Origin of the sequence: Sinorhizobium sp. 6-70 (assembly GCF_030124375.1) — a bacterium.
In the GTDB taxonomy this organism is placed as follows: Bacteria; Pseudomonadota; Alphaproteobacteria; order Rhizobiales; family Rhizobiaceae; genus Sinorhizobium.
Map to the genome: position 1 here is coordinate 22,922 of NZ_JASKLS010000013.1, position 21,902 is coordinate 44,823.

Annotated in this window: 21 protein-coding genes; 16 read left to right on the forward strand and 5 right to left on the reverse strand. The window is 63.3% G+C overall.

Translation table 11 applies throughout. From position 1 onward, the window contains the following. The first annotated feature begins 8 nt into the window (after positions 1–8). The 15 genes from uxaC to QN222_RS22630 all read left to right on the forward strand — a co-directional run bounded on the left by uxaC (position 9) and on the right by QN222_RS22630 (position 17,368). The gene (gene uxaC, locus QN222_RS22560; RefSeq protein ID WP_283964334.1) at positions 9–1,409 is read left to right on the forward strand and encodes a glucuronate isomerase; all 1,401 of its coding nucleotides are present in this window, start codon (positions 9–11) and stop codon (positions 1,407–1,409) included. Between the two features lie 107 nt (positions 1,410–1,516). After that, on the forward strand, positions 1,517–2,692 hold the full coding sequence (locus QN222_RS22565; protein ID WP_283964333.1) for an extracellular solute-binding protein: 1,176 nt from the start codon (positions 1,517–1,519) through the stop codon (positions 2,690–2,692). A 368-nt stretch (positions 2,693–3,060) separates the two neighbouring features. Then, positions 3,061–4,137 (forward strand): ABC transporter ATP-binding protein, encoded by a 1,077-nt coding sequence (locus QN222_RS22570; protein WP_283964346.1) that lies wholly within the window; start codon positions 3,061–3,063, stop codon positions 4,135–4,137. After that, the gene (locus QN222_RS22575; RefSeq protein ID WP_284005597.1) at positions 4,134–5,012 is read left to right on the forward strand and encodes a sugar ABC transporter permease; all 879 of its coding nucleotides are present in this window, start codon (positions 4,134–4,136) and stop codon (positions 5,010–5,012) included. Before QN222_RS22570 ends, QN222_RS22575 begins: the two co-directional genes overlap by 4 nt. A gap of 57 nt (positions 5,013–5,069) precedes the next feature. After that, a complete protein-coding gene (locus QN222_RS22580; protein ID WP_283965745.1) occupies positions 5,070–5,912 on the forward strand; it encodes an ABC transporter permease subunit in 843 nt (280 codons plus the stop codon). Further along, positions 5,912–7,372, forward strand: coding sequence for a mannitol dehydrogenase family protein (locus QN222_RS22585; RefSeq protein ID WP_283965746.1), 1,461 nt, complete (start codon positions 5,912–5,914; stop codon positions 7,370–7,372). Before QN222_RS22580 ends, QN222_RS22585 begins: the two co-directional genes overlap by 1 nt. 300 nt (positions 7,373–7,672) lie before the next feature. After that, positions 7,673–8,920 (forward strand): glycosyltransferase family A protein, encoded by a 1,248-nt coding sequence (locus QN222_RS22590; protein WP_283965744.1) that lies wholly within the window; start codon positions 7,673–7,675, stop codon positions 8,918–8,920. Positions 8,921–9,058: 138 nt separating this feature from the next. Continuing rightward, positions 9,059–10,084: an ABC transporter substrate-binding protein gene (locus tag QN222_RS22595; protein ID WP_283965743.1), complete on the forward strand. Its 1,026-nt coding sequence runs from the start codon at positions 9,059–9,061 to the stop codon at positions 10,082–10,084. Positions 10,085–10,154: 70 nt separating this feature from the next. Next, positions 10,155–11,660, forward strand: coding sequence for a sugar ABC transporter ATP-binding protein (locus QN222_RS22600; RefSeq protein WP_283965742.1), 1,506 nt, complete (start codon positions 10,155–10,157; stop codon positions 11,658–11,660). After that, positions 11,660–12,649 carry an ABC transporter permease gene (locus QN222_RS22605; protein WP_283965741.1) on the forward strand — a complete coding sequence of 330 codons (990 nt, stop codon included), beginning with the start codon at positions 11,660–11,662 and terminating at the stop codon, positions 12,647–12,649. The genes QN222_RS22600 and QN222_RS22605 overlap by 1 nt, the downstream gene beginning before the upstream one ends. After that, positions 12,646–13,602 (forward strand): ABC transporter permease, encoded by a 957-nt coding sequence (locus QN222_RS22610; RefSeq protein WP_284005598.1) that lies wholly within the window; start codon positions 12,646–12,648, stop codon positions 13,600–13,602. Before QN222_RS22605 ends, QN222_RS22610 begins: the two co-directional genes overlap by 4 nt. After that, the gene (locus tag QN222_RS22615) at positions 13,599–14,618 is read left to right on the forward strand and encodes a LacI family DNA-binding transcriptional regulator (RefSeq protein ID WP_283965879.1); all 1,020 of its coding nucleotides are present in this window, start codon (positions 13,599–13,601) and stop codon (positions 14,616–14,618) included. Before QN222_RS22610 ends, QN222_RS22615 begins: the two co-directional genes overlap by 4 nt. A 63-nt stretch (positions 14,619–14,681) precedes the next feature. Then, the gene (locus tag QN222_RS22620) at positions 14,682–15,926 is read left to right on the forward strand and encodes a Gfo/Idh/MocA family oxidoreductase (protein ID WP_283965880.1); all 1,245 of its coding nucleotides are present in this window, start codon (positions 14,682–14,684) and stop codon (positions 15,924–15,926) included. 166 nt (positions 15,927–16,092) lie between these two features. Next, the gene (locus QN222_RS22625) at positions 16,093–16,860 is read left to right on the forward strand and encodes a 3-hydroxyacyl-CoA dehydrogenase (RefSeq protein ID WP_284005599.1); all 768 of its coding nucleotides are present in this window, start codon (positions 16,093–16,095) and stop codon (positions 16,858–16,860) included. A 214-nt stretch (positions 16,861–17,074) separates the two neighbouring features. After that, a complete protein-coding gene (locus QN222_RS22630) occupies positions 17,075–17,368 on the forward strand; it encodes a DUF2934 domain-containing protein (protein ID WP_283964873.1) in 294 nt (97 codons plus the stop codon). A 229-nt stretch (positions 17,369–17,597) separates the two neighbouring features. Here QN222_RS22630 and QN222_RS22635 read toward each other — a convergent pair whose 3' ends face one another. From QN222_RS22635 to QN222_RS22645, 3 genes are read right to left on the reverse strand one after another with little or no spacing between them, the layout of a single operon-like run. Beyond that, positions 17,598–18,278 (reverse strand): 5-formyltetrahydrofolate cyclo-ligase, encoded by a 681-nt coding sequence (locus QN222_RS22635; protein ID WP_283964874.1) that lies wholly within the window; start codon positions 18,276–18,278, stop codon positions 17,598–17,600. 28 nt (positions 18,279–18,306) lie between these two features. Beyond that, the gene (gene metB / locus QN222_RS22640) at positions 18,307–19,473 is read right to left on the reverse strand and encodes a cystathionine gamma-synthase (RefSeq protein ID WP_283964875.1); all 1,167 of its coding nucleotides are present in this window, start codon (positions 19,471–19,473) and stop codon (positions 18,307–18,309) included. A gap of 53 nt (positions 19,474–19,526) precedes the next feature. Further along, positions 19,527–20,156 carry a peroxiredoxin gene (locus QN222_RS22645; RefSeq protein WP_283964876.1) on the reverse strand — a complete coding sequence of 210 codons (630 nt, stop codon included), beginning with the start codon at positions 20,154–20,156 and terminating at the stop codon, positions 19,527–19,529. 157 nt (positions 20,157–20,313) lie between these two features. Between QN222_RS22645 and QN222_RS22650 the strand changes: the two genes are divergently transcribed. Beyond that, the gene (locus QN222_RS22650) at positions 20,314–21,165 is read left to right on the forward strand and encodes a LysR family transcriptional regulator (RefSeq protein WP_283964877.1); all 852 of its coding nucleotides are present in this window, start codon (positions 20,314–20,316) and stop codon (positions 21,163–21,165) included. A gap of 56 nt (positions 21,166–21,221) precedes the next feature. Here the strand turns inward: QN222_RS22650 and QN222_RS22655 are convergent, their stop codons facing one another. Together QN222_RS22655 and QN222_RS22660 are read right to left on the reverse strand one after the other, a co-directional pair. Further along, positions 21,222–21,491 (reverse strand): hypothetical protein, encoded by a 270-nt coding sequence (locus QN222_RS22655; protein ID WP_284005600.1) that lies wholly within the window; start codon positions 21,489–21,491, stop codon positions 21,222–21,224. A 10-nt stretch (positions 21,492–21,501) separates the two neighbouring features. After that, positions 21,502–21,825 carry a hypothetical protein gene (locus QN222_RS22660; protein ID WP_284005601.1) on the reverse strand — a complete coding sequence of 108 codons (324 nt, stop codon included), beginning with the start codon at positions 21,823–21,825 and terminating at the stop codon, positions 21,502–21,504. Between the last annotated feature and the right edge of the window lie 77 nt (positions 21,826–21,902).

Sequence of the window (21,902 nt, forward strand, 5' to 3'; positions counted from 1 at the left end):
CCCCGGAAATGGCATTGCATCCCGATCGGTTGTTTCCGGTGGAGCCGGAGGCGCGGGCCATCGCCCGGCGCCTTTATGACGCTGTCGCTGGCCTGAAAATCATTTCCCCGCACGGCCATACGGAACCGGTCTGGTATGCCGAGGATCGGGCGTTCCCCGATCCGGCGGCGCTCTTCATCACGCCGGACCACTATGCGACGCGCATGCTCTATTCGCAGGGCGTCAGGCTGGAGGACCTCGGGGTCAGGAGGCGCGATGGTTCGGGTACCGCTCCCGACGGGCGCTCGATCTGGCGGCTTTTCGCCAAGCATTTCCATCTCTTTGCCGGCACGCCCACGCGGCTCTGGTTCGAGCATTCGCTGGAAGCCGTCTTCGGCATCACCGAGCGGCTGGGGCCGGCCAATGCCGACGCCCTCTACGATCGCATCGCCGAGGCGATTGCCACGCCACAACTGCGGCCGCGCGCGCTCTACGACAAATTCGGCATCGAAGTGATCGCGACGACCGACGGCGCGCTCGATGATCTTGCGCATCATGATGCGGTTCGCGGTTCGGGATGGCATGGCCGCGTCGTGCCGACCTATCGGCCGGACGCGGTGGTCGATGCCGAGGCGCTGGGCTTTGTCGAGAATGTCGGGAAGCTGCTTGCGCTGACCGGCGAATCCGCGACCTGGACCGGCTATCTCAACGCGCATCGCGCCCGCCGCGCCTTCTTCAAGGCACGCGGCGCCACGGCGACCGATCACGGCCACGCAACAGCCCGGACGGAAAACCTTTCGCCGGGCGATGCTGCAAGCCTGTTCGAGAAGGTCTTGTCCGGCAAGGCGGGGCCAGCGGAAGCCGAAGCCTTCCGCGGCCAGATGCTGACGGAAATGGCGCGGATGAGCCAGGAGGACGGCCTCGTCATGCAGATCCATCCCGGCTCCTACCGCAACCACAATCCGTCGCTGTTTGCGAACTTCGGACCTGACAAGGGCGCCGATATCCCGAAGGCAACCGATTATGTGCATGCCTTGAAGCCGCTGCTCGATGCGGTCGGGAATGACCCTTCTCTGACCATCATTCTCTTCACGCTCGACGAGACGGCCTATTCGCGCGAACTGGCACCGCTCGCCGGCCACTATCCGGCACTGCGGCTCGGCCCCGCCTGGTGGTTCTTCGACAGTCCGGAGGGTATGCGCCGCTTCCGCGAGACAACCACGGAGACCTGCGGCTTCTACAACACCGTCGGCTTCAACGACGATACCCGCGCCTATCTGTCGATCCCGGCGCGGCACGACATGGCACGCCGGGTGGATTGCGCCTATCTCGCGCGCCTCGTCGCCGACCACCGCCTCGAGGAGGAGGAGGCGCACGACCTTGCGCGCGAACTTGCTTACGGGCTCGCCAAGCGGGCGTATCGCTTGTGAGTCAATTCAAGCTGCTGCAGCGACCTTTGCGCGTCCGATGAGACGCGCGGCGTTGCAGGGGCCGGCCGCTCGGGAGACGTCCGGCATAACGATGGAGGAGAATGAGAATGAAGATCACACGCAGAAATTTTGTCGGCGGCGTTGCCGGCATGGCGGGGTTGAGCCTGATCCCCACCCGCGGCTTTGCACAGGCCAAGGCGCCGTCGGCTCCGGTCACCATCACCGTCGTCGACGTTGCCGGTAACCTGGCGCTGACGCAGGGCATGTTCGAGAACTACGCGGCGGCAAAGCCGGAATGGGTGTCGAGCTTCGCCTTCACCAAGGCGCCCGCCCCCGAACTGCCGTCGAAGATCAAGGCCCAGCAGGCCGCCGGCAAGGTCGATATCGACCTCGTACTCACCGGCACCGACGCGCTTTCCGCCGGGCTCGACCAGGGGCTCTGGGTGGATCTCTCCGCGCACAAGGCGAGTCTCCCGAACCTTGAAAGCATCCTCCTGCCGCAGGCCTTCAAGATGCAGGCTCTCGCGAAGGACCAGGGCGTCGTCATCACCTATTACCCTTCCGGTCCGCTGATCGAATATATCCCGGAGCGAGTCGCGACGCCGCCGAAGACGGCTGCCGAACTGCTCGAATGGACCAAGGCCAATCCGAAGCGCTTCATGTATGCGCGCCCGGCCAACTCCGGTCCCGGTCGCACCTTCCTGATGGGGCTTCCCTATCTGCTCGGCGATAGCGACCCGCGCGATCCGGTCAACGGCTGGAGCAAGACCTGGGAATATCTGAAGGCGCTCGGCGAAAACATCGAGTATTACGGCACCGGAACGACGCAGGTGATGAAGGAACTCGGCGAGGGCACCCGCGACATCGTCGTCACCACCACCGGCTGGGACATCAACCCGCGCGTGCTCGGCATCGTTCCGGCCGAGGCGAAAGTAAGCACCCTCGAAGGCTTCCACTGGGTGACCGATGCGCATTATGCGGTCATTCCGAAGGGCGTATCCGAGGAAAAGGTGGCCGTCCTTCTCGACGTCATCAACTTCATCCTCCAGCCGCAGCAGCAGGCGATCGCCTTTGACGAGGGCTATTTCTACCCGGGTCCGGCGGCGAAGGGCGTGACGCTCGACATGGCGCCGCAGGAAAGCCAGGACGCCATCGCCGAGTTCGGGCGGCCGGAGTACGAAGACTGGATCGCCAACAACCCGCTCGAGGTTCCGCTCGAGCCGGCCAAGCTCGTCGATGCGTTCCGCATCTGGGACGAACAGATCGGCGCATCGAAGGGCTGATCGATTCCAATAAGTTAGAGCGGGATGCGGGCGGAAAACCGCACACACTTTTCCTCATCGCGCTCTAATCAACCGGATGCGACGCCGGCGAACCGTCGCCGCCGCATCCAAACGCTATCGGCCGCGCAGACGCCGCCGCCAGAAGAACGGGTGTCGTGACGATCCCGCTGCAGCGCCGCGTGTCTTTTCAGACGCGCAAGGGCACGCTGCAGCACTTTGAATTGCTGTATGTTTTATCCCTAAATCGGCTTCGATGTAGGGAAACGCACAGTGGGGTCGGCAACCGGAAAGCGCACCATGAATAGGAGAATACCTTGACCCTGCCGGTTCAAAACCCAAGACAGGCGCCCTCGCAGAAACAAGGCGAGTTGAAAAAGGGCGAGTCAAGACAGGGCGCACGTCTCGAGCTTGACGGCCTGCGCCGCTCGTTCGGTGCTTACAACGCGCTTGACGGCATCGACCTTGCGATCGAGCCGGGCGAATTCATCGCGCTTCTCGGACCTTCGGGCTGCGGCAAGTCGACGGCGCTCAACTGCGTTGCCGGCCTCCTGCCGCTGACGGGAGGCGAAATCCGTCTCGGCGGCCAGCGCATCGACCAACTCGAACCGGAAAAGCGCGGCTTCGGCATGGTGTTCCAGAGCTACGCGCTCTTTCCGCATATGACCGTGCGCCGCAATGTCGGTTTCGGCCTTACCATGCAGGGTATCGGCGGCGCCGAGGCGGACAAGCGGATCAACGACGCGCTCAACCTCGTCCGCCTCGGCTCGCAGGCCGACAAGCTGCCGGGGCAGCTCTCCGGTGGCCAGCAGCAGCGCGTCGCCATTGCCCGCGCCGTCGTTATCCGGCCTCCGGTCGTGCTCATGGACGAGCCGCTCTCCAACCTCGATGCCAAGCTCCGGCTCGAGATGCGCGCCGAAATCCGCGGCATCCACGACCAGATCGGTTCGACCACCATCTATGTCACGCACGACCAGGACGAGGCGCTTTCGCTCGCCGATCGCATCGTCGTGATGAGCCAGGGCCGCATCATGCAGATCGGCACCCCCGAAGATCTCTACCAGCGCCCCGTCCATGTCGAGGTGGCGGATTTCATGGGCTTCCGCACCCGGCTTCCCGGGCGGGTGCTGTCGGTTTCCGGCAGCGAGGCGGAAATCGAGGCAGCCGGCGCCCGGCTCACGGGCACAATGCGCCAGCCGCTGAAACCGGGGGACGCCGCCATCCTCTCCGTGCGCCCGGAAGATCTCGTGGCCGTCGAGGATGGTGACGGAGTTCAGGTCACGGTGAGCAGCATGGAATATCGCGGCCGTGCCTTCTTCGGCATGGCGCATGGCGCTGACGGCTCGGAACTCTATTTCCGCGCCGATCATGCGCTCCCGCGCGGCGCCGCCGCAAGGCTGCAGCCGGTCGCCGGCCGGGCGCTTCTCTTCAAGGGGCAGGCGGCATGAACAGGCCTTCCCTTCGGTTGCGGCTCGCCGCCCGCGGTTTCGACGCGACGACGCTGCTCGTCCTGCCCGGACTTGCGGTGATGCTCGCGTTGTTCGTCTATCCGTTTGCCTACGGCATCGTCGATTCGCTGATGCCGCGTGAGGGCGCCTGGTACGCGAACTACACCCGCTTCTTCACCGACCGCTTCCAGTTCGCGACGATCGGCGCGACGCTCTGGCTCGCTCTGCCGGTGACGATCGTCAACATGGCGCTGGCGCTGCCGATTGCCTTCCGTGTGCGGCTGATGAGCCGGCAGCGGCTGTTGACGACGATCCTGGTGCTGCCGATCACGCTCGGCACGGTATTCGTCGCCGATGGCCTGTTGACCTTTCTCGGCCCGCAGGGCTGGTTCAACCGTGCCTTGATCCTCGTCGGGCTGCTCGATGCGCCGGTGAAGCTCACCAACAATTATTGGGGCGTCTTCGCTTCGCTGCTGATCACCGGGTTCCCCTTCGCGTTTCTCCTGACGCTCTCCTACGTGACCGGCATCGATCCGGCGATCGAGCAGGCGGCCGCAACGCTCGGGGCCGGACCGCGGCAGCGTTTCTTCCGGGTCTTCCTGCCGTTGCTCGTGCCGGGCCTCGCCGTCACCTTCTGCCTCGCATTCGTCCAGGCCTTCGCGGTGTTTCCATCGGCCGTGCTGCTCGGCGCGCCCGCCGGGCCGACGCGGGTGATTTCGATCGCCGCCTACCAGGCCGCGTTCGAGCAGTACGATCACTCGATGGGCTCGGCGATCGCGATCATCATGGGGCTCGTCGAACTCGTCGTGGTCGTGGCGGTGCTCGGCCTGCGTACGCTCTTTTACCGCGGCCCCGCGGGCGGCACGAAAGGGTAAGGCGATGCACTTCGACGTTTCAACGACATTCTTCCTTGAACTAGAAAAGGTGACGCCATGATCCGTGACCAGGGCCTTGCCTCGAAATTGTGGCGCTTCGCCGTGTGGGCGCTCGCCGGCCTATTCGTGCTGAACCTCATTGGTGTAATGGCCGCCGTGGTGATGAACTCCTTCGCCAGGCGCTGGCTCGGCACCTGGCTACCGGCGGGCTGGACGACGCGCTGGTATTTCGACGCCTGGAGCGAGTTCCAGCTTTCGAGCGTGGTTCTCGTCACCTTTCAGGTCGTCTTCGCCGTCGTCCTCATTTCCGGAATGATCGGCGTCATCACTGCCTATGCGCTGGCCCGGCGGGACTTTCCCGGCAAGCGTGCCGTCATCCTGCTCTTCCTGCTACCGCTCCTCATCCCGCCGCTCACCTACGGCATTCCGCTGGCGACGGTCCTTTACCAGATCGGTCTCGGCGGTTCGTTCTGGGGCGTGGTGCTGATCAATTTGGTGCCCTCGCTGCCCTTCGTCATCCTTGTCATGATCCCGTTCATCGAGCAGATCGATCCGCGCATCGAAGCCGCCGCGCGCGTCTTCGGCGCGGGCACCGGCAGCCTCTTCCTGCGCATCCTGCTGCCGCTCCTGCTTCCGGGTATGCTGGCCGCGCTGCTTCTCGTCCTCGTGCGCACGATCGCGATGTTCGAGCTCACCTTCCTGATCGCCGGACCGACGAGCCAGACGCTGGTCGTTGCGCTCTATTACGCGGTTTTCGCCTCCGGCGTGCGCGCCAGCCAGTCGATCGACGCGATGGCGGTCGTCTATATGGTGACGACGCTCTTCTGGCTGGTCCTCGCACTACAGTTCGTCAGCCCGACGCAGATCGTCGCGCGCGCAAAACAACAACAGGCTTCATGATGCAGCTCTCACGACAGACACTCGACCGGTTGCCGGCTGCCGTCAAACGGCCGGAATACGAACCCGCCCGGCTCGCCGTCGGCATCGTCCACCTCGGCATCGGCGCGTTTCACCGGGCGCACCAGGCCGTCTTTACCGATGCGGTGCTCGCAGAGGATCCTTCCTGGGGGATTTCCGGCGTCTCGCTGCGCAGCCCCGAGACACGCGACGCGCTCGCGCCGCAGGACGGGCTCTACACGCTAAAGGTCCAGGATGGCGAGGGAGAGGAACTGCAGGTGATCGGCAGCGTCGCCGAGCTTCTTTGTGCGCCGGAGGATCCCGAAGCCGTGCTCGCCCGCATGGCCAACCCTGCGACGCGGATCGTTTCGCTGACGATCACCGAGAAGGGCTATTGCCACAATCCGGCGACGGGCACGCTCGATGAAGGTCATCCCGACATTGTCCATGATCTTCAGAACCCGGCGCGGCCGAAGTCGGCGGTCGGCTTCATCGTGGAAGCGCTTGCGCGTCGGGCGCGTGCCGGCGTGCCCCCGTTCACGCTGCTCTCCTGCGACAATCTTCCGTCCAACGGCCACGTGCTGAAGAACGTGGTGAAGCGCTTCGCGGAACTGCGCGATCCGGCCCTCGCCAACATTATCCGGGAGCTCGCCTCTCCGTCGACCATGGTGGACCGGATCGTCCCGGCGACGACGGAAAAAGACCGGTCGGACATTTCCGCGGCGATCGGCCTTGTCGATGCCTGGCCGATCGTGACCGAACCGTTCCGTCAGTGGGTGGTGGAAGATGATTTTCCGCTTGGCCGTCCCGCCTGGGAGAAGGCCGGCGTTGTTTTCGTCGATGACGTCGCCGTCTTTGAGATGATGAAACTGCGGCTGCTCAACGGCAGCCATTCGACGCTCGCTTATCTCGGCTACCTGGCAGGCGCGGAAACGGTTGCCGAAGCCATGGCGCTGCCGGGCATGGAGGCGCTGATCGGAGGATTGATGGTCGAGGAAGTCTCGCCGACCCTGCCGGCGCTGCCGGGCTTCGATCTCGCTGCCTATCGCCAGGCACTGCTTCAGCGGTTCCGCAATCCGGCGCTGCGCCACCGGACATGGCAGATCGCCATGGACGGATCGCAGAAGCTGCCGCAGCGGCTGCTCGGAACTATCCGCGACCGCAGCGCTGCGAAATCCTCCTACGACCGCCTGGCGCTCGGCGTTGCCGCCTGGATGCGCTATGCGCGCGGCATCGACGAAAAGGCCAACGCCATCGATGTCCGCGACCCGCTTGCCGGCCGGATCGCCAGCGTCGCGCAGCCGCTGCAACGGCCAGAAGAGATCGTGGCCGCGCTTCTCCGCATCACGGAGGTGTTCGGTGACGACCTGCCGTCGGACAAGGCATTCCGCGACACGCTCGTCCGGACCCTCGCCGGGTTGATGTCGGACGGCGCTGCAGCCGTCGTCAAATCCCAGGCGTGAAGCCGACTGCCTGGTTCCTCAAATCGGCTACGACAATTCAAAGTGCTACAGCGTCCTTTGCGCGTCTAATTAGACGCGCGGCGCTGTAGGCAAACATGCCGCAGCAAGCCTCACACAAGATCGCACCGGAATAAGTGTTCTCATCGGTTCTCTGCTTGCGCAGGCTGCGTAGGCTTTGGGAGAGCGGCCTCTCGATGGCGGGCAAGCGCCATCGAGATGATTTAACTCTTTGAAATCACGCAATTCCGGACGAAAACCGTTACAAAATTTTCCCGGAATTGCTCTAGCAGGAACACTTGGGTGGATCCCGTCAAGCTCAGCATCTGCATCCCGACCTATAACCGAGCGCGGTTCCTGGAGAATGCGCTCGGCCGCTTCGTCGAAAGCTACCAGATCCCGTTCAGCTTCGAGATCGTCATCTCCGACAACGCTTCCACGGACAACACGCGGGAAATTGTCGAGGCGTTCGCCGGCAAGGGATTGCCGATTCGCTATTTCCGCCAGTTGGAAAATCGTGGCGTCGACCCCAATCTCTGCAGCGCCTTCCGCCACGCGGCCGGCGACTATGCGATCTATCTCGCGGACGACGACATGCTGGCAGTCGACGGTCTTGTCGAGGCGATTGCCTACCTCGACAGGAACCCGGAACTCTCCGCCTGCTTTGCGCCGTGGCATATTCATAACGAGGTCGAAGGTCGGGACACCGAGCTTTTCTACAATGTCGATGCCGACAGCAAATTCGACAAGGACGAATTCGAGCGGCTTTTCGCTTTCGTCGTCGAGCGGCACATCTTTCCCGAGATCGGAATCTACCGGACCGCGGCGCTGCGCACGTCTTGGCTGCCGCGCCATTTCGCCTATTGGGCGTTCTCCAATCTCGCTCATTTTCTCGAGCGCGGCGGTGTCGCGTTTCTGAAGAAACCCTTCTACCGGCAGGTCGTCCAATCGAAGCTGGGACGGGACCGCCCGCAGGCCGGCCATGACGAACTGCTGACCTCTTGGGACCGTTACCGGGGCGGCCTGGAGTATTTTCTCCACGTCGGAGCCAAGCGTGGAGCCCTACGCATGACACCCGACCGGCGCACGGCACGGGACGCCATGATCAGGCAGTTCACGTCCCTCCGGATGGCGGTGGCGATGCGCATGTGGGCGGCCAAGAAAGAATACGTCAAGGCCTATGAAATCTATACGCGCATGGCGCTCGCCGGGTTCGAGCACCATCCGACGGCGCGGCAACTGAAGGATTCCTTGCCGCTGATGGTGGCCGTGCAGACGCTTGCCTGGCAGGTCAATGCCGCCGCGGAGGTCAACCGCGTGGTCCTGCATGGCGTCGACAGTCCGTCGTCGCTCGAAGGTCTGCTGCGCGAACTGGGCCTGCGCCAGGACATCGCCGTCGTGGCCCCCGCGCCCGAACTCGAGGCGGGCGAGATCGCGCGCACCGTCGTCTTCGTCGTCGCCGAAAACGACCGCCAGCAGTTCCTCGCGCAAGGCTATTCGCCGAACCTCGTTCTCTGCGAAAGCGACATCGTCGCCAACGTCGTGGTCTGATCACCCTCATGATTTTAGTTCGGGCCGACCTTTCGTTGGCCCGATCGCGACGGTGCAGCCGCCAGAACGTCCCAGAACGTCATTGAAATCGATTACATTTTCTGGCTTCATGTCCTCCTTAAGATTTGGGAGGATCTTATGAAAACGCTTATCGCAGTAGCGCTCGGCGCAGTTGCGTCCATCGTCATCTCGGCATCGGCAGTCAGCGCGGAGACCTTCAAGATCGGTCTCTCGAATGGTTGGGTCGGCAGCGAGTGGCGCACCCAGATGATCGACGAGGCCAAGGCCGCCGCGGCCGCGTGGAAGGACAAGGGCGTCGACGTCGAAGTCTCGGTCCAGAGTGCGAATGTCGACGTTCCCGGCCAGATCGCCCATATCCGCAACTTCATCGCGGAAGGCGTGAACGCCATCATCGTCAACCCGAACAGCCCGACCGCCTTCGATCCGATCTTCGCCCAGGCGAAGGAAGCCGGCATCCTGGTGATTGCGACGGACGCGGAAGTTTCGTCTCCGGATGCGCTTTATGTCGGCATCGACCAGACCGCCTGGGGTGCCGCCGGTGCGAAATGGCTTGCCGAAACGCTGGGCGGCAAGGGCAAGGTCGTCGCGATCAACGGCGTTGCGGGCCACCCGGCTAACGAGATGCGCGTGGCGGGCTACAAGCAGGTCTTCAAGGACTATCCGGACATCCAGATCGTCAACGAAGTCAACGCCAACTGGGATCAGGCGCAGGGCCAGCAGGCGATGCAGAACATCCTTGCCACCTATCCCGACGTGAACGGCGTCGTCGTGCAGGACGGCATGGCCGCCGGCGCCTGGAAATCGATCATGGACGCCGGCAAGACCGGCCAGATCGCCGCAACCGGCGAGATCCGCAAGGACTTCATCGACCTCTGGGTCAAGGACAATCTGAACTCCGGCGCGACCGTCAACCCACCGGGCGTGATGGCGAGCGCGCTGAATGTCGCGGTGCTGATGCTGCAGGGCAAGGAACTGAAGGAGCCCGCCAAGGCCGGCCAGTACGGTAACGCCCTCTACCTGCCGATCCCGTTCATCGACAGCAAGAACGTCGGCGATGCCGCAAAGCAGCTCGAAGGCAAGCCCGGCTACTATTCCTACACCAGCTCGCTTTCGATCGAAGACGCGGAAGCCCTCTTCAAGTGAGTGTTTCCAATGGTTGCGCAGGCCGAGTCTCGGCCCGTGCTTCCCTTCGCATTGCAACGGACGAAGTTCCATGACGAAATTGAGACTGAGCGGCGTAAGCAAGGCTTACGGTGCCACATTGGCGCTGCGCCGCGGCGATCTGGAAGTCATGGCCGGCGAAGTTCATGTCCTCATGGGCTCGAACGGATCTGGCAAGAGCACGCTTTGCAAGGTCATCGCCGGCAGCGTCAGGCCGGATGCCGGGAAAATCCTGATCGACAACAGGCCGGTCACGATCACCGGACCGCACGCGGCGCATGCACAGGGGATCGGCATCTTCTATCAGGAGCTCAGCCTCGCGGCTCATCGCTCGGTCGAGGAAAACATCTGCCTCGCCGCATTGCCGATCAAGTCCCACCTGTTCGTCGACCGGACTTTGCTCAAGCAGCGCGCGGCGCGTTATATCAGGCTCTTCGAAGAGGTAGCCGGAGAAGGATTTTCCGCCGACGCCCTTGTCGGCAACCTGCGTCCGGACCAGCGGCAGCTCGTGGAGATCATGAAGGCGCTCGCGAGCGAGGCGCCGATCATGATCTTCGACGAACCGACCTCGGCGCTCGACCGGGCGCAGGTCGATCGCTTCTTCGAGATCCTGCGCGATCTGAAGCGGCAGGACCGGGGTGTCATCTTCATTTCCCACCGCATGGACGAGATCAAGGCGATCGGCGACCGGGTGACGATCATTCGTGACGGCGAGACGATCACGACGCTCAATCTTGCCGAGACGGATGCAGCCTCGGTTATCCGACTGATGGTCGGCGGCTCCGGCGACATGCCGGCTTCGCAGTCGTCGGCCCCCGCCGTCGTCAACGGCAAGGACGGCGCGGCGATGACCGTCCGCGATCTCTCCGGCCGCGGCTTCCGCAATGTCAGTTTCGAAGTCGCCAAGGGCGAAATTCTCGGCTTCGGTGGGCTCCACGGCCAGGGCCAGTCGGCGCTGCTCCGGGCGATCTTCGGTGCCGGCTCGATTAGCTCGGGCGAAGTGCTGATCGGCGACGGCCGCTTTGACGCCTCGAGCCCGCGCGACGCCATTCGGCGCGGCTGCGCCTATGTTTCCGGCGATCGCGGCCGCGACGGCGTCATCAGCGGCAGGCCGATCATCGAGAACGTCACGCCGATCCATTATCTGCGCGATCGCCTGCTGATCGCGCGGCCCTCCAAGCTGCGCGACAAGGTCGTGCCGGCGCTTCAGAGCATGCACACCAAGTTTCAGAGCCTGTTCCACCCGATCAATTCGCTTTCCGGCGGCAACCAGCAGAAGGTGATCATCGCCCGCTGGCTGATCGACCGGCCCGATGTGCTGCTGCTCGATGACCCGACCAAGGGCATCGACCTTTCGGCGAAGGCCGACCTCTTCGCGCTGATCCGCCAGCTGGCCGCCGAGGGGCTCGGCATCCTGCTGTATTCATCCGAGGATGCAGAACTGCTCGGGAACGCCAACCGCATCCTCGTCTTCAACGGCGGATCGATCAGCCGCGAACTGACGGGTGGCGACCGCACGCGCTACAATCTCTACCAAGCCGCTTACGAGGCCGCGTGATGGCAGAGATCACGATCACTCCGAGGGCGCGCGCGGGCGGCATCCGCAAGCTTCTGGAGCGCTATCCCTTTCTGCCGGCGCTCTTGATCGTCGTGGGCCTCCTGTTGCTCAACGGCGTCTTTTCGCCGAATAGCCTCAGCTACCGGTCGCTGACGGGGCTGCTCAGCACCTACATGGCGCTGATCCTGCTCGCGATCGCCCAGACCTATGTCGTCTATGCCGGTGATATCGATCTTTCCGCAGGCTCGATCCTGTCGCTCGTCAACGTCGCGATCGTCGTCCTGATGGAGCGATGGGGGGGCGGGGGCGGCGCCGTGCTGCTCGCCCTTGCCCTCGGCCTTCTGCTGGGGCTCGCCTGCGGCCTCCTGAACGGCATCGTCGTCGCCGCATTGCGGCTGCAGGCGATTGTTGCGACGTTCGCAACGAGCATTTTCTTCACCGGCTTCGCCCTCTATATCCTTCCCGTTGCCGGCACGCCGGCGCCGGCGCTGTTCTGGCGGACCTATGGCGGCCGGCTGCTCGGCGTGCCCTTCGCCTTCTATATCCTGGCGGCGCTCACCGCCGTGCTCCTGGTGCTCAGCCGCACGCGCCTCGTCACGCAGTTGCTCGCCGTCGGCGACGACCAGCAGGCGGCCTACCAGACCGGGCTGCCGGTCGTGCCCATACGGATCAAGGGCTACCTTCTCTGTGGGCTTTTCTCCGCACTTGCCGCCTTCTGCATCACCGGCGACACGGCGAGCGGCGACCCCTTGGTCGGCGGCAAGATGACGCTCTACAGCGTCGCCGCCGTGGTGCTCGGCGGCAGCGCGCTTTCCGGCGGCTGGGGAACGGTGGTCGGATCGGCTCTTGGCGCGCTGACGATCGGTCTCATCAACTCGGTCGTCTTCTTCATGGGCACGCCGTCGGAATGGCAGAATTTCGTTCAAGGCTTCGCTATTCTCGTCGTGCTGATGGCCGGCGTGCTGGCAGGCAGGAGGGCGCGCGCATGAGCCGGATCCTCACTGTCATCCGCCAGCCGCTCGTCGTCGCGCTCGTGCTGATCGCGGCTCTCCTCTACCTCGGGCAAGCGCTATCGCCCGGCTTTGCCTCCGGCGGACAGGTCCTGAGGCTGCTGATCGTCGCCTCGCTCCTCGGCATCGTCGCGGCGGGCCAGAACGTCGTCATTCTCGGCGGGCGCGAGGGCATCGACCTCTCCGTCGGCGGCGTCGTTTCGCTTTCGGCGATCATCGCCGGCAACGTCATGAACGGGGCAGACAGCGGTATTGTGCCGGCGATCCTCGCGTGCCTCGCCGCCGGCGCCTTCTTCGGTCTGCTCAACGGACTGGGCGTGACGCTCCTGCGCATCCCGCCTCTCGTCATGACGCTCGGCATGCTCGGCGTCCTCCAGGGGCTGCTCGTCGTCATCCGCATGGGCATCCCTTCCGGCCGCGCCGCGCCGGGCCTTTCAAGCTTCGTCACGCAGCCGCTCGTCGGCGGCATTCCCGGTATCATCTGGCTGTGGATCGCCATCGGCCTCATCATGGCCTTCATGCTCCACCGCACGGTTTTCGGCCATCGCATCTATGCCATCGGCTCGAACGAGCATGCGGCCTACATGGCCGGCGTCCCCGTCCGGGTCATGCGCATCGCGCTCTTCATCATTTCCGGCATGTTCGCCGCGGTCGCCGGCCTCTGTTTGCTCGGCTATTCCGGCTCGTCCTTCGCCAATGTCGGCGAGCAGTACACGCTTCCGTCGATCATCGCGGTCGTCTTCGGCGGCACCTCGCTTGCCGGCGGCAGGGGCGGCTATACCGGCACCATGGCCGGCGCGATCCTGCTCGTCATCCTTCAGAGCATCCTGACCACGGTGAATATCGACGAATCCGGACGGCAGATGGTGTTCGGGGCGACGCTGCTCCTGCTCATGATGTTCTATGGTCGGGGTCGGGCGATGCGTGCATGAGAGAGCGGCCGAAGATCAAGGATATCGCCGAGCGGGCGGGCGTGTCGGTTGCGACGGTGTCGCGTGCGCTCAGCGACTCGGCGCTGGTAAGCGCCGAGACGCGCCAGCGCATCCATGATCTCGCGCGCGAACTCAACTATCGACCCAATGTCAGCGCCCGGAACCTGAGGACCCGCAGGTCCATGTCGGTGCTGCTCGTCGTGCGCGACGTCGGCAATCCCTTCTACCTCGACATCCTGAAAGGCGTCGAAACGACGGCGCGGGACGCCGGCTATTCCGTGCTGATGGGCAACACCGAAAGCGATCCGGCCCGAGAGATTGAGTATTTCAACATGCTGCGCGACGGCCATGCCGACGGCATGATCCTGATGACCGGAAAGCTTCCGCCGGCCGGCGGAAGCTGGACCGGTGCACCGACCCGCCTGCCAGTGGTCGTGGCGCTCGAGATCATCGAGGGCGCAGGCCTGCCGCATGTGCAGGTGGACAATTTCGGCGCCGCGCGGGAAGCGGTGGAGCACCTCATCTCGATCGGCCATCGGCGCATTGCCCATATCAGCGGACCATTGCCGGAACTGATGAGCCTTCACAGGCGCGAGGGCTATCGCGAGGCCATGCGCAATGCCGGGCTCGACGTGCCGGAAGCCTACGAAGTTCGCGGCGACTTTCTGCTCGAAAGCGGGCAGGAATGCTGCCGCAAGCTTTTCACCCTGCCGGAGCCGCCGACCGCGCTTTTCGTTGCCAACGACGAAATGGCCTATGGCGCGGCATACGAACTGCGCCGCATGGGGCGCGATGTGCCTGGCGACGTGTCGGTTGTCGGTTTCGACGATCTCTATCTGAGCAAGGCCTTCTACCCGCCGCTGACGACCGTCAGCCAGCCGCGTGCCGAGATCGGACATGTCGCCATGGAACTGCTTCTTAAGGTCGTGTCCGGCGCCGAGATCGATTGCGACGAACCGATCGTCCTTCCGACTGTCTTGCACATTCGGGGAAGTACGGCTCCGCCGCGGGAATGACAAACACGCGCGGAACTGTGGTGCGCTCACATTCCGTTCCGAACACAAATTCAGGAGGAGAGAATGACTGAACTGCCAAGCCAGACATTGCGCGTCGGCTTCGTCGGAACCGGCTTCATCGCGCATTTCCACCTGAAATCGCTGGTCGGCGTGCGCAATGTCGAGGTGACGGGCGCCTTCAGCCCCACGGCCGAACACCGCGCACGGTTTGCCAGAGAGGTCGAGGCGCTTGAGCTTGGGACCTGCCGGGCGCATGACAGCCTCGAATCGCTCGTGACCGCCGAGGATGTCGACGCGATCTGGATTCTCTCGCCGAACTATACGCGGATCGAGGTGATGCGGACGCTGACCGCGGCGATCAAGGCAGGGCGCAGCAAGATCTTCGCCGTCGCCTGCGAGAAGCCGCTCGCGCGCACCGTCGCCGAAGCGCGCGAAATGCTGCGGCTGGCGCAAGACGCCGGCCTCAACCACGGCTATCTGGAAAACCAGGTCTTCTCGACACCGGTCCTGCGCGGCAAGGAGATCATCTGGCGCCGCGCGGCGTCGACCACCGGGCGGCCCTATCTCGCACGCGCCGCGGAAGAACATTCCGGCCCGCACGAACCCTGGTTCTGGCAGGGCGACAAACAGGGCGGCGGGGTGCTCTCCGACATGATGAGCCACAGCGTCGAGGTGGCGCGTCATCTGCTGACGGCGCCGGGGGCGCCACGCAACTCACTGAAGGTGAAGGCGGTCAACGGTACGGTTGCGAACCTCAAATGGACCCAGCCCGGATATGCCGATGAGCTCAGCAAGCGCTTCGGAAAGGCGGTCGACTACCGCAGGCGTCCCGCGGAGGATTTTGCCCGAGCGACCGTCACGCTCGAGGACGAGGACGGTAACGAGCTGATGATCGAGGCGACCACCTCCTGGGCCTATGTCGGCGCCGGCTTACGCATCCAGCTCGAACTCCTGGGGCCGGAATATGCGCTGGAATACAATTCGCTTGGAACCGGCTTGAAGATCTTCCTGTCGCGCGAGGTCAAGGGGTCCGAGGGCGAGGATCTCGTCGAAAAGCAGAATGCCGAGCAGGGGCTGATGCCGGTGCTGGACGACGAGGCTGGCGTCTATGGCTACACGGACGAAAACCGGCACATGGTCGAGTGTTTCCGCAAGGGCGTGAAGCCGCTCGAAACCTTCGAGGACGGCCTCGCCGTGGTCGAGATCCTGATGGGTCTCTATCGGTCGGCCGAGATCGGCGCGACACTCATGTTTCCGGCGCCGGAGCTGGAAGACTACGTTCCGGTCGTGGCGCGCACGGGCGCGTGACCGATCCAGCGCCCTTTCGGTGTCGCCTCCGACGGCAGGTCTGGTTATAGTCCGCGCCGCGCTGCGCGTCTTGCCAGACGCGCAGCGCATGCGTGATCCGGGAATACCCACGGGAGGAGAATATGATGCAGAGGAACACGGCCAACCAGTCTGGGGGAGCGCGGACATGCTGATCCGGGACAAGGTCTTTCTGGTGACCGGCGCCGGGTCGGGGCTCGGAGCCGCCGTCGCGCGCGCCCTTGTGGCCGATGGCGCCTCTGTCGTTGTCGCCGATGTCAATGCCGACACGGGTTCGGCGATGGCCGCCGAGCTCGGCGTAAAGGCGCGCTTCGTGCCGACGGACGTGACGAGCGAGGCGGAGGGCGAGGCGGCGGTTGCTGTCGCGCTTGAGAGCTTCGGCCATCTCCATGGGCTGGTGAACTGCGCCGGCATCGCGCCTGGCGAAAAAGTGCTCGGACGCGACGGTCCGCATCGCCTCGAAAGCTTCACGCGGGCGATCGGCATCAATCTCGTCGGCACCTTCAACATGATCCGCCTTGCCGCCGCGGCGATCGCGAAGGAAGAGCCGGATGACGGCGGCGCCCGCGGCGTCATCATCAACACGGCCTCGGTTGCCGCATTCGACGGGCAGATCGGCCAGGCGGCCTATTCAGCCTCGAAAGGCGGCGTCGTGGCGATGACGCTGCCGATCGCGCGCGAGCTCGCGCGCTTCGGCATCCGCGTCGTCTCGATCGCACCGGGCATCTTCGAAACGCCGATGATGGCCGGCATGCCGCAGGAGGTGCAGGATTCGCTCGGCAAGAGCGTGCCCTTCCCGCCGCGCCTCGGCCGCCCGGCAGAATATGCCGCGCTCGTCCGGCATATCTGCGAGAACGACATGCTGAACGGCGAGGTCATCCGCCTCGACGGCGCGTTGCGGATGGGGGCGCGATAGGCGGACCCACGAGAGGGCAATCGGTGTGGCTTCCGGTGCTGCATGCGCCGCACGGGTCCCGCGTTCGTCTCGCTGCAACAAATGACCACGCGAGAGCGCGTTGCGATTGCGAGCATGCAGCATTCTGCCTAAACTCTCCTTTCGATGCGGCATCATCAGGCTTTACCGCCGCCCACCGGTCATTTTCCACCTCAACTGATAAGGAGCGTTTGCCATGAAGACGGACGGCGAAGAACTGATCAGGAAGCGGGCCTATGAGCTGTGGGAGAGAGCGGGGCGACCGGAGGGCGACGGCCTCAAGCACTGGTTAGAGGCCGCAGAAGAGATTCAGTCCGCAAGGATCGATCGGGGCGGAGAGCGGGAGAATGGCGCGCTTTCTGGTGACCCTATTGTATCTGCAGACCCTTCTGAAGGCAAAAAACCGAGGAAATCCGCGGCAAGGAAGCAGCAAGACGATGCAAAGCCGAAAAAGAACACTGCCTCCAAAGCTCGCAGCAAAAAAAGCTAACGGACCGAGAGCCGCTGGATCACGATGATCTTAGGTCGAGTCGACCTGAGATCACGGACGTGATCGGTTTCCAACGAATCGAGACGCGGGATGCGGGCGGAAAACGGGGCTCGCGCCTGCGTTAGCGACGGTGCAACGACGTCTGCATCGCTTCCGGCAGCAGATGCCTGGAGCGTTGAGCGGTGCGGCTGTTTCTGCGGAATCGAATGACCGCAAAGGTCGTCGGAATTCAATACACCCCTCGATAACGATCCGCCCCCGATTCGGTCACCACGACGTCCATTCGGATATCATGCCCCTGAGGGTAAATGGTCGGTATTCTTGACTGCGCGAAACCGACGCCCAGCACGCGGCCCTTCGCCGCCATTCTGGCCAATGTCCGGTCGTAATAGCCCCCGCCATAACCCAGCCGATAGCACGATGGGTCAAAGCCCACGACTGGGGCAACGACTATATCGGGGGTGCAGGAAGCATGTTCGGCCGGAACGGGTATGTTCCAGATGCCACGGACGAGCTTGTCGCCCGGTCGCCAGGCGTGAAACTCCAGAGGTTGTCCCTTCTCGACCACGACCGGAAGCGCACATTGGCCGCCGTCATCGGCTATTTGTCGCATCAGCGGCCTCAAATCGGGCTCACCGCGAAACGGCCAGTAGACGCTGACGACGAGGCCGCGCACGTCTCCGATTTCGGCATGTAGGCGGCTGACGATTTGCGCTTCGCAGCCAGCCCGAACGTCGGGCGACATCGCCAAACGTTGTGCGATGAGGCGAGCCCGCTCGCTTGTCCGCCACCGCTTCACATCTATGCACATCCCCGGATCGGACGGCAGGCCCGCATAGGCCGGGTCGATTTCGTGCATGAAGCAAGGCGGCGAGGCAAAAGTCGGCGGAATATCATCGTCGATGTCCATTCCCGTTACCTCCTTGATCGACCTTCGCTCAACAGGCTTTCAATCCGGCTTCAAGCCCTTCCAGAAGATCGTCGATGTGTTCCAGCCCGACCGAAAGTCTCAGAAGGTCGTCGCGAATGCCCGCCCGCGCCCTGGCTTCGGCACCCATGTCGACATGGGTCATGGTGGCCGGATGCGCCACAAGACTTTCGACCCCTCCAAGCGACTCGGCCAACGTGATGCACCCGACGTGGGCGAGGAATTGCCGAACGGCCGAGACGCCGCCTTCGAGTTCAAAACTCATCATGGCGCCAAAGCCGCGCTGCTGCCGCTTTGCGACTTCGTGGTCAGCATGACCCGGAAGTCCTGGGTAGTGGACGCGGCGGACGGCAGGGTGCGCGTCGAGATACTCGGCGATGTTCATGGCGTTGCGTTCTTGCATGGACATTCGCGCAAACAAGGTTCTGAGCCCGCGCAACGTCAGCCAGGCATCAAAAGGTGCCGCAATTGCTCCGGTGACATTGGACCAGCGCTTGAGATCATGAGCTTCGCGTGGATCGGCAGCGATCACCGCCCCGGCGATAACATCCGAATGTCCGTTCAGGAATTTGGTCGCCGAGTGAATGACATAATCGGCTCCGAGAGAGAGCGGCTGCTGGAGGGCGGGAGAAAGAAACGTGTTGTCGACAGCGACAGCAGCGCCGGCCGCCTTGGCGAGATCGGACAAGCGGGCAATGTCAACGACGCGCATCAAAGGATTGCTGGGGCTCTCGATCAGGACGAGCGCCGGAACATCCGACAGCGCGGCCTGAAATCCGCCGAGATCCGTCTGATCGGTCAGGCGGAGCGTGAAGTGCCCCAGATCTGCACGCGCTTTCAACAGGCGCAGCGTGCCGCCATAGCAATCGTGGGGCGCCAGCACGAGATCGTTTCGCCTCAGACGGCCCAGCAAGAGATCGAGCGCGGCCATGCCGCTCGGCGTGACAACCGCGCCGGCGCCTCCCTCAAGCTTCGCAAGCGCTTCCGCCAGCAGATCACGTGTAGGATTTCCACAACGGCCATAGTCATAGGCGCGCGGCGCGTCGAAGCCGGCAAACTCGTAGGTGCTGGACAGGTATATGGGTGGCACCACGGAGCCGAATGCCGCGTCGGTCGCAACCCCGTAGGCTGCGGCCGTTGTCTCCGCTTTGGCAGATCTGGATTTTCGCTCGAGCATCAGCGGTAGCGCCTTTCATTCAGATGGCATCAAAGTTGAGTGGCTGGTCAGGGCTAATCGAGGGACGTCAGTCTCAGATACGGCTTCAACTTCCGGAAACCCTGAGGAAACAGGCGAGCCGCCTCCTCATCGGAAAGCTTGGGAGAGATCACGACCTCGTCACCCGAGTTCCAGTTTACCGGCGTCGAAACGCCACGGCTTGCCGTCAATTGCAGACTGTCGATCGCGCGGAGGATTTCCTGGAAGTTTCGGCCGGTGCTCGGAGGATAGGTCAGTATGAGCCGAATCTTTCGTGCGGGGTCGATGACGAACACGGCTCTTACGGTGAGATTAGGGTCGCTTTCCGGATGTATCATGCCGTAGAGGCCCGCCACATTTGCTTCGGCATCCGCGATCATCGGGAAATCCGGCGAATGGCCTTGCGTTTCGGCGATATCCTCTTCCCATTTGCGGTGGGATTCGACCGGATCGACCGAAAGCCCGATGACCTTCACATTCCGCTTGTCCCACTCCGGACGCAGCCGCGCGACCTCACCCAGCTCCGTAGTGCAGACCGGCGTGAAGTTGCGGGGATGACTGAACAATACGCCCCAACTTTCTCCCAGCCATTCGTGGAAGCGAATGTTGCCGTGGGTGCTTTCCTGTTCGAAATCCGGTGCGGTTTGGCCGATCTGAAGAAACATGGGAATTCCTCGCGTTGCTCGATAGCAAAATGGCAACGTCGGTTTCCGCTGACAAACGAATTGAATTGCGGTTTAACCGCAAATATTCTGCGCTTATTCTGATGGGCTGTTGGTAGCAAGCCGTCAAAAGGGCTGACGCTGTTTAAGTGGGGCGGAGATGGATATCAGCATTGCGCGTACGTTCCTCGAAGTGGTCAAGACAGGCAGCTTCGTGAATGCTGCCACCAATCTGAACATTTCCCAGACTGCGGTCAGCGCGCGCATTCGCGTGCTCGAAGAACAACTCGATCGCCCCATGTTCGTTCGCAACAAGGCCGGTGCCAGGCTGACACCCGCCGGGGAGCAGTTTTTCCGTTTTGCGACGAGCCTCGTACAAGTCTGGGAGGCGGCGCGGACCACGGTCGCGCTGCCCCCGGGCCGCGAGGCGATGGTGACGATCGGTGCGGAGCTCAGCCTCTGGAATCCGCTGCTGAAGCATTGGCTTTTGTGGATGCGCCGTGAAGCCGCCAGCGTGGCCATCCGAACGACGATCGACAGGTCGGAACGGCTCATGGAACTTGTGCAGGACGGTTCGCTTGACGCGGCAGTCCTATATGGCGCGCCAAGCCGTCCGGGCACGTTGGCGGAGCTGCTGTTTGAGGAAAAGCTCGTCCTCGTTCGCACGACGCCCTTGTCCCAGCCGCTCGGTCCGGAAGACCTCGTCGGCATCGATTGGGGAGAGGACTTTGCGGGGAGCTATCGGGCGGCCTTTCCCGGCCGGCCGAATCCGGTGGTGTCGATCAGTTATGGTCCGCTTGCTCTCGATTACATCCTGGCAGTTGGCGGGTCGGGATATTTTCGGCGGGGCTTTATTCAGCCCTATCTCGAAGAGGGTCGCCTTGAGATCGTTCCCAACAGTCCGGAATTTGCCTACCCCGCCTATCTCGTTTCGTCGGCAAAGGCAGATCAGTCGATGTTGGATCGCATTCGGGCAGGACTGAGGGCAGCCGCATCTGTTGCCGGCCACTGACGCAGATCGCTACGTTTTCCACTCGGCAGTACTGAGAGCGAAATTCGTCCTGGCATTCATGACTGGGAGTCGTCGAGCTCCGTCCCGCTACCTTCGCGCGCACGCAGCAAGGCAGCGATCACGAGTTCGCGACCCCGCCTGCTTATGCCGATTCCGTGTGGTCGTTCTACCGCCAGTCCCAGCGCGATCAACCGCTCGCCGACCGACTGGGAGATGACGTGGTCGGGGCCGCGGTTTATCCGCTTCAGCGCTGTTTTTTCCTCGCTCGAGAGATCGTCCCAGCCTATCGGGCTGCCAAGCGGCGCGGGCGCTTCCTCGCTCCCCATTGGCACACGGTCAACTTTCGATCTCCGCCTCATGCTCCATCGCCGCCGTGTCGCAGCGCCTCCGTCGTGCTTTCAGCGTCAAGTTGCGGCCGGTTGCCCGCAAGCTGAGTTTCCGCGGCGTCTTACAGCACGGCCATGACGGCGGGAAGTGCGGCGTTTTACGCGCCACCGTCGCCCCGAGGAAAAGAGCTTGCGCGCGCGGCGACACTTTTTTGGCGCAAAGTTCGATTTGCCCAAAGCTTGATTTCGGGAACGAATTTGTTGGACGCGATTGTCCGCTAGAAACATCATCTAAAATCTCGTTTCCAGCAATTTCATTGTGTTTATCCCACAATATCCTTCGTTTGTCAGCTCCGTGACCCCGTGGCACACATCCGCACAGGTTCTTCGCATCTGGGAATGGCTACTTAA

Excerpts from the sequence above, each read along its gene's own strand:
- uxaC (WP_283964334.1), top strand. The coding sequence starts at position 9 with ATGGCATTGCATCCCGATCGGTTGTTTCCGGTGGAGCCGGAGGCGCGG.
- QN222_RS22565 (WP_283964333.1), top strand. The coding sequence starts at position 1,517 with ATGAAGATCACACGCAGAAATTTTGTCGGCGGCGTTGCCGGCATGGCG.
- QN222_RS22575 (WP_284005597.1), top strand. The coding sequence starts at position 4,134 with ATGAACAGGCCTTCCCTTCGGTTGCGGCTCGCCGCCCGCGGTTTCGAC.
- QN222_RS22580 (WP_283965745.1), top strand. The coding sequence starts at position 5,070 with ATGATCCGTGACCAGGGCCTTGCCTCGAAATTGTGGCGCTTCGCCGTG.
- QN222_RS22585 (WP_283965746.1), top strand. The coding sequence starts at position 5,912 with ATGCAGCTCTCACGACAGACACTCGACCGGTTGCCGGCTGCCGTCAAA.
- QN222_RS22595 (WP_283965743.1), top strand. The coding sequence starts at position 9,059 with ATGAAAACGCTTATCGCAGTAGCGCTCGGCGCAGTTGCGTCCATCGTC.
- QN222_RS22600 (WP_283965742.1), top strand. The coding sequence starts at position 10,155 with ATGACGAAATTGAGACTGAGCGGCGTAAGCAAGGCTTACGGTGCCACA.
- QN222_RS22605 (WP_283965741.1), top strand. The coding sequence starts at position 11,660 with ATGGCAGAGATCACGATCACTCCGAGGGCGCGCGCGGGCGGCATCCGC.
- QN222_RS22610 (WP_284005598.1), top strand. The coding sequence starts at position 12,646 with ATGAGCCGGATCCTCACTGTCATCCGCCAGCCGCTCGTCGTCGCGCTC.
- QN222_RS22615 (WP_283965879.1), top strand. The coding sequence starts at position 13,599 with ATGAGAGAGCGGCCGAAGATCAAGGATATCGCCGAGCGGGCGGGCGTG.
- QN222_RS22620 (WP_283965880.1), top strand. The coding sequence starts at position 14,682 with ATGACTGAACTGCCAAGCCAGACATTGCGCGTCGGCTTCGTCGGAACC.
- QN222_RS22625 (WP_284005599.1), top strand. The coding sequence starts at position 16,093 with ATGCTGATCCGGGACAAGGTCTTTCTGGTGACCGGCGCCGGGTCGGGG.
- QN222_RS22630 (WP_283964873.1), top strand. The coding sequence starts at position 17,075 with ATGAAGACGGACGGCGAAGAACTGATCAGGAAGCGGGCCTATGAGCTG.
- QN222_RS22635 (WP_283964874.1), bottom strand. The coding sequence starts at position 18,278 with ATGGACATCGACGATGATATTCCGCCGACTTTTGCCTCGCCGCCTTGC.
- metB (WP_283964875.1), bottom strand. The coding sequence starts at position 19,473 with ATGCTCGAGCGAAAATCCAGATCTGCCAAAGCGGAGACAACGGCCGCA.
- QN222_RS22645 (WP_283964876.1), bottom strand. The coding sequence starts at position 20,156 with ATGTTTCTTCAGATCGGCCAAACCGCACCGGATTTCGAACAGGAAAGC.
- QN222_RS22650 (WP_283964877.1), top strand. The coding sequence starts at position 20,314 with ATGGATATCAGCATTGCGCGTACGTTCCTCGAAGTGGTCAAGACAGGC.
- QN222_RS22655 (WP_284005600.1), bottom strand. The coding sequence starts at position 21,491 with ATGGGGAGCGAGGAAGCGCCCGCGCCGCTTGGCAGCCCGATAGGCTGG.